14 protein-coding genes and 3 tRNA genes are annotated in these 12,812 nt (G+C 49.5%); 5 read left to right on the forward strand and 12 right to left on the reverse strand.

From position 1 onward, the window contains the following. The first annotated feature begins 255 nt into the window (after positions 1–255). Positions 256–3,840, forward strand: coding sequence for an InlB B-repeat-containing protein (locus tag McpAg1_RS03025; protein ID WP_338093821.1), 3,585 nt, complete (start codon positions 256–258; stop codon positions 3,838–3,840). Between the two features lie 1,402 nt (positions 3,841–5,242). On the opposite strand, the gene McpAg1_RS03030 is transcribed toward McpAg1_RS03025, so the two are convergent. The 4 genes from McpAg1_RS03030 to McpAg1_RS03045 are packed head-to-tail and all read right to left on the reverse strand — an operon-like array spanning position 5,243 to position 7,946. After that, a complete protein-coding gene (locus tag McpAg1_RS03030) occupies positions 5,243–6,184 on the reverse strand; it encodes a ribonuclease Z (protein WP_338093822.1) in 942 nt (313 codons plus the stop codon). After that, the gene (locus McpAg1_RS03035; protein WP_338093823.1) at positions 6,185–6,964 is read right to left on the reverse strand and encodes a sugar phosphate isomerase/epimerase family protein; all 780 of its coding nucleotides are present in this window, start codon (positions 6,962–6,964) and stop codon (positions 6,185–6,187) included. Further along, positions 6,961–7,542, reverse strand: coding sequence for an AAA family ATPase (locus McpAg1_RS03040; protein WP_338093824.1), 582 nt, complete (start codon positions 7,540–7,542; stop codon positions 6,961–6,963). The genes McpAg1_RS03035 and McpAg1_RS03040 overlap by 4 nt, the downstream gene beginning before the upstream one ends. A gap of 2 nt (positions 7,543–7,544) precedes the next feature. Further along, positions 7,545–7,946 carry an Sjogren's syndrome/scleroderma autoantigen 1 family protein gene (locus McpAg1_RS03045; RefSeq protein WP_338093825.1) on the reverse strand — a complete coding sequence of 134 codons (402 nt, stop codon included), beginning with the start codon at positions 7,944–7,946 and terminating at the stop codon, positions 7,545–7,547. A gap of 135 nt (positions 7,947–8,081) precedes the next feature. Between McpAg1_RS03045 and McpAg1_RS03050 the strand changes: the two genes are divergently transcribed. Beyond that, complete coding sequence (locus tag McpAg1_RS03050) at positions 8,082–8,345, forward strand: stationary phase-response protein (RefSeq protein WP_338093826.1); 264 nt, start codon at positions 8,082–8,084, stop codon at positions 8,343–8,345. 5 nt (positions 8,346–8,350) lie between these two features. Here McpAg1_RS03050 and McpAg1_RS03055 read toward each other — a convergent pair whose 3' ends face one another. Continuing rightward, positions 8,351–8,617 carry a DUF1922 domain-containing protein gene (locus tag McpAg1_RS03055; protein ID WP_338093827.1) on the reverse strand — a complete coding sequence of 89 codons (267 nt, stop codon included), beginning with the start codon at positions 8,615–8,617 and terminating at the stop codon, positions 8,351–8,353. Next, positions 8,614–10,044: an aldehyde dehydrogenase family protein gene (locus McpAg1_RS03060; RefSeq protein WP_338093828.1), complete on the reverse strand. Its 1,431-nt coding sequence runs from the start codon at positions 10,042–10,044 to the stop codon at positions 8,614–8,616. The genes McpAg1_RS03055 and McpAg1_RS03060 overlap by 4 nt, the downstream gene beginning before the upstream one ends. 235 nt (positions 10,045–10,279) lie before the next feature. On the opposite strand from McpAg1_RS03060, the gene McpAg1_RS03065 reads away from it, so the two are divergent. From McpAg1_RS03065 to McpAg1_RS03075, 3 genes are all read left to right on the forward strand, one after another. Continuing rightward, positions 10,280–10,388, forward strand: a tRNA-Tyr gene (locus McpAg1_RS03065). Positions 10,389–10,421: 33 nt separating this feature from the next. Next, positions 10,422–10,494, forward strand: a tRNA-Asp gene (locus McpAg1_RS03070). 44 nt (positions 10,495–10,538) lie between these two features. Then, positions 10,539–10,611: transfer RNA gene (locus McpAg1_RS03075), tRNA-Asp, on the forward strand. Positions 10,612–10,807: 196 nt separating this feature from the next. On the opposite strand, the gene McpAg1_RS03080 is transcribed toward McpAg1_RS03075, so the two are convergent. Genes McpAg1_RS03080 through McpAg1_RS03105 form a run of 6 tightly spaced genes read right to left on the reverse strand, consistent with a single transcriptional unit; the run spans position 10,808 to position 12,776 of the window. Further along, a complete protein-coding gene (locus McpAg1_RS03080) occupies positions 10,808–11,293 on the reverse strand; it encodes a hypothetical protein (RefSeq protein WP_338093829.1) in 486 nt (161 codons plus the stop codon). A gap of 50 nt (positions 11,294–11,343) precedes the next feature. Next, positions 11,344–11,721 (reverse strand): prefoldin subunit beta, encoded by a 378-nt coding sequence (locus tag McpAg1_RS03085; RefSeq protein ID WP_338093830.1) that lies wholly within the window; start codon positions 11,719–11,721, stop codon positions 11,344–11,346. Positions 11,722–11,724: 3 nt separating this feature from the next. After that, positions 11,725–11,958 (reverse strand): KEOPS complex subunit Pcc1, encoded by a 234-nt coding sequence (locus McpAg1_RS03090; RefSeq protein ID WP_338093831.1) that lies wholly within the window; start codon positions 11,956–11,958, stop codon positions 11,725–11,727. Further along, entirely contained in the window at positions 11,958–12,359 is a 402-nt protein-coding gene (locus tag McpAg1_RS03095) for a Brix domain-containing protein (RefSeq protein WP_338093832.1), read from the reverse strand. The genes McpAg1_RS03090 and McpAg1_RS03095 overlap by 1 nt, the downstream gene beginning before the upstream one ends. After that, positions 12,356–12,487 carry a DNA-directed RNA polymerase subunit P gene (locus McpAg1_RS03100; protein WP_338093833.1) on the reverse strand — a complete coding sequence of 44 codons (132 nt, stop codon included), beginning with the start codon at positions 12,485–12,487 and terminating at the stop codon, positions 12,356–12,358. Before McpAg1_RS03100 ends, McpAg1_RS03095 begins: the two co-directional genes overlap by 4 nt. 4 nt (positions 12,488–12,491) lie before the next feature. Further along, a complete protein-coding gene (locus McpAg1_RS03105) occupies positions 12,492–12,776 on the reverse strand; it encodes a 50S ribosomal protein L37ae (protein WP_338093834.1) in 285 nt (94 codons plus the stop codon). Positions 12,777–12,812 lie beyond the last annotated feature (36 nt).

Genomic DNA, 12,812 nt, shown 5'->3' on the forward strand with positions numbered 1-12,812 from the left:
TCCTTGGAGATTCATCCGATATTTTCGGCTGAAATATTTCAAAAAAATACCGACATACAAATATATTGGACACAGATTAGGTTTCGTGCAGTGAATGGGGCGATATATAATGAATTTCATGAGTTATTCGAGTTATAATCAAAGATAGATTCATATCAGATAAAAAATAACATACCATTATCTTAGGATTTAATGTTTCAAGTATGTGTGTTTGTGCTGTTCACACGTGGTTTGCTCATCCTGAGGAGGAATTTAATGCTTTTACGTAAATGCGGGACGGAAAGTCCCAAAAAGCGGGCGGAAGTCCTTGCACGCGGTGGTGTGATCGCGGTTGCGACTTCTGAAAGAAGGAGCGGAGCAAGGCTTTGCCTTGCGATTGCGGCTCTTCTGCTTGTGTGTGTGCTGACAGTGGGAGCTGTTAGTGCGGATGAGCCTGTTGATGTTAAAAATTGGGATGAGTTGTATGCTAATCTCACAGCAGGGTACTCAGTTAAATTGGTTCAGAATATCAATGCTCTAAACACATCACTCAATCTGAGTGACTCGAATAAACCTGTCACCTTGGATCTGAATGGTAGTAGGTTGTTCAATACTACCATGTGGGGTAGTACTAGAGATACAGGTGCCATCATCACTCTTGGAGGTGGTAATCTGACGATCACTGATTCTTCATCCAATACCCTTGGTTCCATTGAAAGCAGCTGGACTGCGATTGTCGTGAAACAGGGTGTTCTGAATTTAGATAAAGGAACAGTGAAAAAAATTGAGAATACGACGAACAAGGCGGTAGTTCATGGTTATACTATCGATATTGAAGGATCATCCAGTTCAAATGCCAACAAGCACTCTGTTGTTACCATAGGCCCTGATGCCATCGTTGAAGGATATGCTTGGGCCGTTGGTATTGGTAATAATGGTATCAAGGCTGCCTATGGTATCGAATTGGATGTGTACGGCATCCTGAGAGGCAATCAGACTGCATCTTCTTTGAAGAATGCCTACGGAAGCGGAGGATTAACCGTTAACGGCAATGTTCAAGGTTCGGGGAACACTGTTCCCAGTGGGAACATTCCGGAGATTCGAATTCATGATGGAGCAAAGATCATTGGTTACAATGCCGTTGCATCCCAATCACTTGGGGCGGCAAAATACAACGGAGCTGCTGTCTATGGAGCAGGATTTGCAAACTGGACCATCACTGGTGGAACGATCATCGGTGGTGAGGCACTTGGCATCAAGTCAGGCAAATGGTATATTTCCGGAGGAGAGTTTACCGGAAATGGATTGTTCGCTGATCCTGCTATCTCCGACAGTAATGGGTCTGAACCAACTGGTGCTGCTCTGAGTGTTACCACAAATCATGGTTATGCAAAGAATGTGAACATCACTATCACCGGCGGTAATTTCACAAGTACGGACCAGTCCGCATTTTATGAGGGATCGAGTTGGGATAAAGATAAAGGGTATCAGGCAGGTTCAGCCCTGAAGATGGTGGCCATCTCCGGCGGTAATTTCAAGATGAACAACAACACTCTGAGTGCTATTACCATTCAGAACTCCGGTGACACCACAAACATCACCGATGGCATTTCCATTAAGGATAAAACAGGCAACAACCTGCTCTATCGCGGGGTGAATCTGACGAGTGCCGGTGCCACACCGACCTTCAAGTGGGGCGGTGACAACACCAGCGGTTATAACCTGACGATCAGCCAAAGCGGCAATTACAAGCTGATGGACAGTATCACGCTCGGCAGTATGGATATACCTTCCTCTATATCAGGGGTCACCTTTGACGGCAACAAAGGCGCAGGAGTACAGATTACATTATCAAAATCACCACTAAAAAACCCGATTCAGATTAAAGGAACTTCGGTTACCCTGACAAACATGTATGTGACCGCAATTGACGGTACTGCCGGAGCAAACTCAAATGGTGTTATCCAATTCTCTGGAGTTAATGGCAAACTTCTGAACAGCAAAATTGATTTCAGTAATATAAATCTTGATGATTCCTTCGCCGCAGTCCGTCTCAATGGTGCTGATTCCGTCGTCTCAGGAACTGAGATCTTCAATGGTAACTCTACCACCAGCAGCAGCCAGTGTATCGTAGTTTCCGGAAATAATGCTACAATCACCAACAACAAACTGACTCCGGGAACAGCATTGAAGGGGCTGAAAAAAGACGGCAAAACATCCAGCGGCAGTGTTGCTGTTCGCTTAACAGGCGACACATCGGAAAAACTCACGGTTACCAACAACGTCATAACGAGCACATGGTCGAAAGACGAAACCACCCGAAACTCCGGTGTCAGCCTTGACACCTCAACAAGAACATCCATCGAGGCTGTCATCACCAACAACACGTTCACCCTGAACAATGCAAACAGAACAACCACGAATAACACAGCACTCGGCGGCTATGGCAGCGTTCTCTACATTAATCCTCTAATGAAAAACGACGATACAGCCTTCACGGTGAATGTTGATATCCAGAACAACACTGTCAAGAAAGGAACCTACCTCATCTATGCCGACGGGAATGACGGTGCAAAATCCATTACCGTAACCGGCACCGTATCATACAACAACTTTGCTACGATTACCGGTAAAAAGGCAGAAAACAGCACTGATGTTACCACATTCACGGTAAGTGGTATCACATGGACGAGCAACGTCGAACCGGCAGTTCCCGAAGTTCCCTCGGTCACACCAACCACTGATATACAAGGAAATACTGTTCTCACTCCAACTTCATCGGGTGATACCTCCATTACCGATACCACCGCAACCATCGGTAATGCAACCACAAGTACCGCAGTCATTCAGATTTCCGGCACCGGAGTGAGTAGAGATCCAGGTACTGGTGCTCTCACTGTCCCCGCAACTGCCGAGATCAAAGCTGTTTACCAGGAATCTCCCGCCGAATCTCCAGCTTCAGTAGGAAATACCGAATATCAGCTCAACATCACCCTCACAGCGGTTGATACTGCAAATCTGCCAACCATCAGCCCGGCATTCAATGAAACGAAAGCATCACAGATAGCCGGAAAGGGATATGCAGTTGCTGCAATGATTACTGCAACCGGCGATGTCAGTGCTATCAACAGAAATATTACAAACGGCGGTTACGTGGAAGTCAGCTTCAAAGTTCCGAGGGTATGGGCTGACCGTGTTGGTCTGGATAGAATTGTAGGATTCCACATAAAATCAGATGGTTCGATGGAAGGGCCGCTGGCGGTAACCAGAGGGTCAAGCGATGCTACCTCCTACACCTTCATCGTGAAAACGAGTGGATTTTCCACCATCGCTGTCGCAGCCTCCACCCAACCGATAACAACGGTGCCGACATATCAGCCGGCACCACCAGTCTACAGCACCTCTGACGGCAACATGGAGAACGCCTTCCGCGTCCTCTTCGACTCCAAAGGCGGCAGCTTCGTGCAGCCGGCAACCGGTCTCTCTTATGGTGACCGCATCACAAAACCCACTGATCCAGAACGCGACGGCTACACCTTCGCCGGCTGGTACAAGGATGAAGCAGGCACCATTGCATGGGTCTTTGCCGAGGATGCAATTCCCGGCGACACGACACTCTATGCAAAGTGGATCTCCCAAGGCTCGGGGACCACCAATGCCGTAGCAACGCAGGCAGCATCCGCACAGACCACGCAAAGCTCGTCGGTGATGCAGACAGCGTCAGCAACGCAAGAAGCGACACCATCCGCGACGACAGCGCCCGCCGGCATCTCGCCGACCATGACGCAGGCTCCCGCACCATTATTCGGCATGCTTGCCGGATTGGTTGCGGCCGGAGTGTTGCTCAGAAGAAGAGAGTAACCACTCTCTTTCTTTTTGGTACTTTGTATTCGGTTGAGTGGTAACTGGGAATAATGAGATAGAACCAACCGCAGATTTTCAAATTTATCACTTCAACAGTGAAATCGCTGCTCCGGCGGCATTAGACAAATCCCGCAAGGAAAAATGGTCCGGAACATTATCATCTGATTCCTGTCCGGAAAACGGGTATACACGTATACCCGCCATCACCAAACAGCACACTTCACGGAATTGTCTGCCGATACCGGGACAAGCGTATGCGAGCCATCCGCATCATCTCCAACAAAAAACCACTCAAGACAGCACAACACTGCCTCCGGCGGCATTCCCGCACTCACACAGTAGCCAAATCACTCGGATGAAACAGTACAAAACATCTAACACATCCGCTGCGTCTTCATCATACACCATTCAGCGCAGCGCAAACTGCTGAGTGCCCGGCCGAAACCGGTGAAAATTAATCTGATTTTTTTAAAATGAGTTTCGCCATGTGAAATTGCATAAAGAAGAGGTTATTTTTGTACGTGATTACTTCAAAGAGGGCTTCCGCGATGTGAGCTTCATTGTTTGCGATTTATCTATCCTTTGCTTCGTTTGGAGTAACCACGGAAAACACAGACCAGACGGAATACCACGGAAAAAACACGGAGAACGCCTGCGACGCCAGAAAACACGGAAAGCCTAAGAGTATGAGTATGGGTAGTGGATCATCGTTTTGAAATGCCAATTTCCTTAGGGTTTCCCGCGAAACTGCTGTACTCTCACAAAAAGATTTAGTGAATTTTTTTCTGAAATATCGTGATGAAATATTTTCATGTGGTAATATATACTCCCGCAGTTATTTGGAAAAAAATCAATTGGACGATGAGAATAAAACACGAATTACACGAATCGCACGCCGCTTCGCGGCCTGCTTGGCTCGCCTACCGGCTCGCCGATATTTGAAATGTATAACATATTTTCTCCTCGCTAATCGCTCGTCGATCAAATACAGTTTTTCGTTGCATCTTATTAGCTCCGACACCCTGACGAGCAATTAGCGAGGAAGGGAGGAGGAAAGAGGTTCAAAATTATGTCGTGGGCGAGCCGGTAGGCGAGCACAGCATGCCGAAGGCATGCGATTCGTGTAATTCGTGTTCTCTACTTCAGCGACACTCTGAAAATATTTCTGCGACAATTTTTTTTTGAAAAATTTCCAAGACGAAACTTACTAAATCTTTTTGTGGCATCACATTTTTCCGTGGTATTCCGTGTGGTCTGTGTTTTCCGTGGTTACTCCAAATAAAACCAAATAAAGATAATTTCTTTTCCCTGTGCTATTTCACACCGCATAACTCCTCACAAAATTATTCCGCAGTATCACAGCAAAACCAAAAAAAAAGAGAAACATCTCGCCCCGCAATCAATCATCCGAAAATGGAATCTCAACCACCGCCAGATCAAACGGAGCGATCACCTCACCATCGAAAAACTCATGCGCATCATGCACATGATTCGCCGCCGACGTATACCGGGAACTGAAATGCACCAGCGCCAAAATCTTCGGCCTCACCTCCGCAGCAACAAGACCCGCCTCCCGCGCCGTTGAATGCCAGACCTCCTTCGCCCGGGCAGACCCCTCCTCCTCATCAAACGTCGCCTCATGAATCAGAAGATCCGCCCCCTCCAGCAGATCATTACGGTTTTTCACCGGCCGCGTATCCCCAGTATACACAACCTTCCGGCCGCGCCTGAGACTGCCCATCACCTGATCAGGCGTCACAACACGCTCAACACCATCACGGACAATCCGCACCGTCTCACCCCGCTGAAGCCTCCCGAACAGCGGGCCTGGAGGAACACCAAGAGCAACAGCACCCTCACGATCAAACCGTCCGGGCCGCATATCCTCCTCAAGCACATACCCGACACTCTCAATCCCGTGATACGTCTTAAACGCCATCACCGAATACCCGTCAAACAGCGTCACATCACCATCAGAAACCTCAACACCAGTCAAAACAAACGACATCTTCGGCGTCAGCTGATGAATAATCTCCACAAACGCATCCACACCCCGCGGACCATAAATCGTCAGAGGCTCAGTACGGCCGTTAAAAGACATCGTCTCCACCAGACCAAAAATCCCAAGATAATGATCCGCATGCCAGTGCGTCACAAAAATTGCACTCACCGTAAAACCCGTCTTCGCCCGCATCATCTGCTGCTGCGCACCCTCCCCGCAGTCAAATAACAGCATATCCGAACCGCGGCGGATCATAACACACGACGGATTCCGATTCGGCGTCGGAAGAGCACCCGCAGTCCCAAGAAAATGCACAAACAGCGTCTCGCCGCCGGCCATTCAGAACCACTCCCGCAGCATATCAAGACTGACCTTCCCTTCCGCAGGATTCCTCCCCTCAACCACCATAATTTTTCCGTGATAATCAGCCTTGATCCTTGGCAGAACCTTCTTCCAGTCGATCGAACCCTTCCCAAGCGCCAAGTGCTCATCATACTTCCCATAATTATCATGAATATGCATATGACGCGCACGCGGCAGAATCAACTTGCAGAACGCATCCAGATTCTGATTCGTGTTCGCATGCCCCACATCAAACGTCAGGGAAATACCAGGCACAGCATCTGCAAACCCTGCCAGCTCATACGGATCGCGGCAGTAAAAATCCTCAAGATTAGGCATATTCTCAAGACACAAAACTACGCCCGCATCCTTTGCCGCATCACTCAGCCGCACCAGAGCCTCTTTGTGATTATTCCATGCAACAGACGTTGCCTCCCGCCCGTTCGGCTCAAGATATCCCGGGTGCAGAGTCACCATATCAGAAAACTCAGCCGCTGAACTGACGCATGCCGAAAGCTGATCAACCGTCGTACCCCAGATATCCTCATTTAACGAAGCTGGATTCAGACCGGAAAACGGCAGATGAACCGAAGACTCAAGACCGGTATCCGCAAGCACCCTCCTGATTCCCGGGAACTGTTTTGCAATATCCTCAACTCCGTGGAACCAGCCGTCCATAGAGATCTCCCATCCGTCAAACCCCGCATCAGCAATACCCGCAACCCAGGTCTCAGGATTTTTCAGCGCAAGACGCGACGACGCAAAATAAATCTTCATGACTCCTCCGCCAAGAATTTTCGCACCAGCGCCTCATACACATCCTTTGTAGACTCATTGAAGATATGAACCTCAGCAAGACCCATCGCAGCGGTAAGACCAAACGAATTCTCCCGTGCATCGCGGGCTGCAAGACTCTCAACCGTCGTCGTATCATCACTGCGGCCCCGCGACTGCATCCGAAACAGCCGCGTCTCAAACGAAGCAATGACCGCAACAAGCGTAAACTCTGCAAACACCGAAGCAAAGTATCTGACCTCCGCATCACCGCGGATACCATCGATCACCACAACATCCCCAGACTGCCGGGCAACCTCCTCAGCGGTCAGAATTGCAACCGCATCCATACCGAGATCTGCCCTGAGCTGCCGTGCCTCAAAACCAATGTTCTCATCGGTAAGAGGGAGACCGGCAGCAGCAACGCGGCGCCGGATCATATCGCCCATCACCACAACCGGAATACCAAGCTCTGCTGCGATCTGTGAAAACTCCCCTTTGCCGCTTGCAGGGTAACCGACAACACCGATAACCTTCATGTACCTACCATTTGAGCGCGGATGCTCATTAACGATTATCATATTCAGCGGTTCAGCATAACCCTTGCTTCAGCAGCAGTTCTGATGCACTCCATATACGACAGGCAGCGCGACGGATCAGGTTCACCTTCGGCGCGGGCACAGAACTGAAGAATCAGCGCATCAAGCCTTGATGGAATATCCTCAGACACCGGAACAGACTTTGCCGGAGCCGCTGCATACTTCGGCGTAATAACACGCAGGGTATCAGCTACTTTTGGTTCAGACGCAGCGGTTGCGGTCTGCACAGGGCTCTTTTCAGCCTCGGCACAGACCACGCACATCCGCTTTCCTTTCACCTCAAACATCGGCGCTCCGCATTTTGGACAGAGCTCAGCCAGCATCTTTGCACCGCCGAGGAGATACTCGGCCATGATGTCGTCAGGTTTTCGCGCACCGCAGTTCATACTCATTACTATTAGCCTGCACACCACATATAGATAGCATCCTTTATCACCCTGTAAGGACTAACCTAATGATTAGTTTCGGGGTATGAACCCGGTTCTGCCGGGAAGCAACAGCTTCAGGAGGGATTTTTCAACATGGCAAGTCCGGAAGATATGATTAAACAGTGTGTAATGATGCTACAGGCTATTGGCGAGGACAATACTATTCCGCGCAACATCCGCCGCGTCGCAGAAGAAACAAAAACCGTACTGCTTGACGACAAAAAAAGCACCGGCCTTCGTGCAGCTGATGCCTTATCCAAAATCGACGAGATCAGCAATGACCCCAACATGCCGGTCTATGCACGTACCAGAATCTGGGAGCTTGCTTCAACCCTTGAAGCAATCCCGCTCGACTGAACATCTCAGTCGTTCTTTTTTTCTGTAATAAACTCTGATGCAGAACACGTTCCAATCGTTGAGGCTGATACAAACCCGGAGTTTTTTGGTGCGGCAAAGGAGCGAAGCAGTTCCCCTGCCTCGTCCGCAGATTCGCATACACGGAGGAGTTTTGCCTTGGAGAGATCGATTTTGTATCCGCATGCGCAGGTTTTGGTTGCATGCAAGAGACTTGCTACCTGCATCCTCCTGCACTTCGGACATCCGATGATGGCAAATTCGGTATCTGTCATGTGATCGAGGCAAACTGTTTGACCACAATCAGTTTTCGTTCCATGAACTCCTCAATCAGATACTTTGGACCTTCACGACCGATTCCCGAGAGTTTCGTTCCGCCGTACGGCATTGCATCAGACCGGTATGAGGGATAGTCGTTGACGACCAGTGTTCCGCATTCAGAGACAACTGAGAGTTTCTGTAATATGTCTATTGAGTTGGTGAAGATGCATCCCTGCAGACCATACCGTGATTCGTTCATCATTTGTATGGCCTCGTCGATGTCTGAGTACTGGTCCACGGTGATGACCGGAGAGAATGCTTCGCTTGAGTAGATGCCCATGTCAGAGGAGGGGCGTTCGAGGATGGTCGGATGCATCACCGATCCTTCCCTGATGCCGCCAAGAAGCAGACGTGCTCCGCGCATTACCGCCTGCCGTACTTTTTCTCCTGCACGCCGCGCCTCCTCTTCAGAGATCATAGAGCCGATATCGGTCTCCGGGTTGCGGGGGTCTCCGACTACGAAGGAACGCATGTGGGCCATAATTTTTTTCAGGCATTCGTCGTACACGGCATTGTGAATATAGACACGCTGGACGCTGATGCAGCTCTGGCCTGCGTTTACCACTGCTCCTTCGGCAATCCGCCGTGCTGCGTAATCAAGGTCTGCGTCTTTGTGGATCACGGCAGGGGCGTTGCCTCCGAGTTCAAGACCGATGCGTCTGCCGGGGAAGATTTCTTTGAGTCTCCATCCAACAGCCGGACTTCCGGTGAAGGAGAGTACGGTGAAGCGCGGGTCACGGACAAGTGTTTCGCTGTTGTCTCCAAAACAGGGAACGACGTTGACTGCGGCGGGAGGGTATCCGGCTTCGAGGACCAGCTTTCCAAGCAGCAGTGCAGACATTGGTGTTTTTGATGAGGGTTTCAGAACAAATGAGCATCCGGCAGCTATTGCCGGCCCGATTTTGTGGCAGGCAAGGTTCAATGGATAGTTGAACGGGGTGATGCACAGGATCGGACCGGAAGGGACGCGGGAGTAGTAGCCGACATATCCTTCACCGGTAGCGGCACTGTCCAGCGTGAGTATCTCTCCGTTGACTCTGACTGCTTCTTCGGCCGACAGCCGCATTACGTCCGCGGCCCGGGTCACTTCCATATGTGCCTGACGGAACGGTTTTCCCGATTCATGAATCAGTATTTCCACAAATCTGTCACGGTTTTTTTCGATCAGATCCGCAATGCGCTGAAGAATTTCCGCACGTTTGTATGCAGGGATGAGCCGGGTTTCAGAAAATCCGGCTGTTGCAGAGTCGGCGGCCCGCGCCTGATCTTCTGTTCCTGCAATGTCTACCTCGGCGAATACCTCGCCGGTGTAGGGAAACAACACCGGTATGGTGTTTGGACTGGAGGTTAGTTTACCCCCGATATAGTATGATTCTCCCAATTCGATTCTCCCCCTAATTATGGATGTAATCTCACTATCCAATCTATTAAGGATTTGGTTTCTACTAAAAAATACCGTGCGGAAAATATGGTCGTATCATATGTATTTCTGAACTGCCACAGGCGTTATTTCTGAGCCGTCCGCAAAAAATTAGGAGCGGCTTGGGATTAAAAACACAACGCCGAAAAACCGTCATATTTATATTTGAAAACATCATTCTATGTAGAGCAGTCATCCCGACTTAACTCAGATGGTAGAGTGCGCGGCTGTAGTAAGAATCACGCCTGCGGGCGTACTGCGCGGCTACCGCGATGTCCCCGGTTCGAATCCGGGAGTCGGGACCATTTTCAATGACGCAATCAAAAACGAATAACTGTGCCCAAGTAGTGTAGTGGCCTATCATGATGCCCTGTCACGGCATCGACTCGGATTCGAATTCCGACTTGGGCGTTTAGCGTTTTTGATTGTGAACGGGATGACATGCAGGTGTTTGTGCCCAAGTAGTGTAGTGGCCTATCATGATGCCCTGTCACGGCATCGACTCGGATTCGAATTCCGACTTGGGCGTAGTTTTTCTTTTTTGGTTGTTTGTGATTTATCGCGAAATAATTTAGTTGCTTTTTTTGAAAAATGTTATCGGGTAAATGGTGAGTGTGGACGCACGAGATAAAATAAACCGCAGATTCACCACTTATTCGATTACATTTTTTTCAAAAAACAACAACGAAATTTTTCTACAGCATCCTAAAAAATAAAAATAAAATTACTCGGCACTTGCCGGTGTCTTTCTCGCACGAATAAATCCGCACACACCTGCAATCACCAGAACAACACCAGCACCAAAGAGGACGTACCAGCCCCACGAAGACGTCACCGCAGTATTGATCAGATACCCGGCAACAGTTCCGAGGATTCCTCCAAGGAGCGAAGATGAAGAGCCGCCGCCAATTGCACTGATTGAAGCAGCAAGATTCTGAATCTGGCTGTCAATGATCACCTGCAAAACTGACGTAAACACAAGCGTCAGCAGACCGAGAATCGCAGTCACCAGATGCTTGCCGAACACAACCGCCCATGCCGCAATAACCAGCAGGACCGCAAAACAAAGAGCCAGCCTGAAATCAGCTGCCACCGTAACCGGATACAGCTCAACAACAGCCAGACTAATGGTGTAGAGCGGAGCAATCATACCGACAAGCAGCAGAATACAACCCGCAACACCCAGAATTTGCTCTGGTAAATATCTCATACCAGATAAGTATGTCAGGAGCGTATTTCAATGTAGAGGAAAAAAAAGAATTATTGTGCAGTCGGCACATTGCCCTGACCGGCAACTGCCTCCTGAATCTGCTTCTGCAGCTGACTTGCCTTTGCCGTCATCGTCTTCTCCTGCTTATCAAGTGAACCGATGCGAAGCTCCATAGAATCAACTTTCTCCTGAAGATCAGTGATCACTGCAGCCTTATTCTTCTGAATAAGAATCGAACCTGCGCTGGAAAACACCACCGCATCATCCGCAACCGCGTCGAGCTCCTCCAACGCACGTTTGGTCTCGCGAAGCGTCATTTCATACTGCATCTTCTGGGAAGACACCTGCTGCAGCTGCTGTTGAATCTGCTGAAACATCGCCAGCTGCTGTTGAATCTGCGGGGGGATGCCCCCTTGTGGATTTGCCATTTTTTACAACTCCTGTATTTCTCTGCACACATTAACCAGACGCAGCCACATATTCAGGGAAGCCCGGAGAGATGAAACATCAAGAGCCTCCACACGAACAGTCACCGAAGACTCATCATGCATGAGACTCACCCGGGACTTTTCACCCGGATCCGAACCTGCCTCCGGAACAAGCACCGCATACAGCTTATCTGCATACGAACACTCAAACCGGAACTCAGCTGCGTGCGTCGCCATCACACCATCACTTGCAGAATATACTGCATCTTCTGGGTCCCGGCAAACACAATCGGACCTGGAGCGTCCGCATCAAACATCACCTGCATATGGGGTGACAAAGCATCATAAAGATCACGTTCCCGCACCACAAAACCATGATGGAACGGACCCGTCCTCTCGCTTGTCAAAACATTCGTAATCAGCATTGAAAAAACGATCTTTCCGTTTACCGTCAGATCAAAAAGCTGACCGCCCCGCTTTGCACCGGACAGAAAAATAACTACCGGGTCTTCGGCATCCATCGTCCGAAGACCTGACTTTCCCCGCTGGACATACGGGAGATCGAGCGCAAAGGCGATCTCCTTGGCAAGTCTGCGCACATCCGGTGACGGTTTACGCGATGATGTTATGAATGTCATCGGGCTTTCAGTACTTTCATTCCGGCACCGCGCGCCTTAAAGAGAATGCGGTGTCCGCAGTAGGGACAACGGACATTTGCGTCAATCTCAACTGTTTGTTTACAGCGGGCGCACTTATAACTGACCATTCAGTTATACTCCCTTGGTATCAATGGAACGAAGAACGACCTTTAAAGCCGGAGTCTGCGGAACATATGCACCGCCGGCATACTTGTAACCGCACTTCTTGCATTCCCAGATGCCGGTACCGACACGCTTTACTGCAACGGTGTCGCACATCGGACACAGGTGCTTTGCGCGGGAAATCTTTTCGCTCTCATTCACCATTTTACGGGTGAAACGACCGTATCTCGGGCCAAAACGTCCGGCACTACCGGTGACGCGTCCCTTTGCTACTTTCTTGCTCTTGGATGCCATAAGTATTCCTCAGAAATATCTACTATCATTAGTTCT

Source organism: Methanorbis furvi (genome assembly GCF_032714615.1).
Classification (GTDB): domain Archaea; phylum Halobacteriota; class Methanomicrobia; order Methanomicrobiales; family Methanocorpusculaceae; genus Methanocorpusculum; species Methanocorpusculum furvi.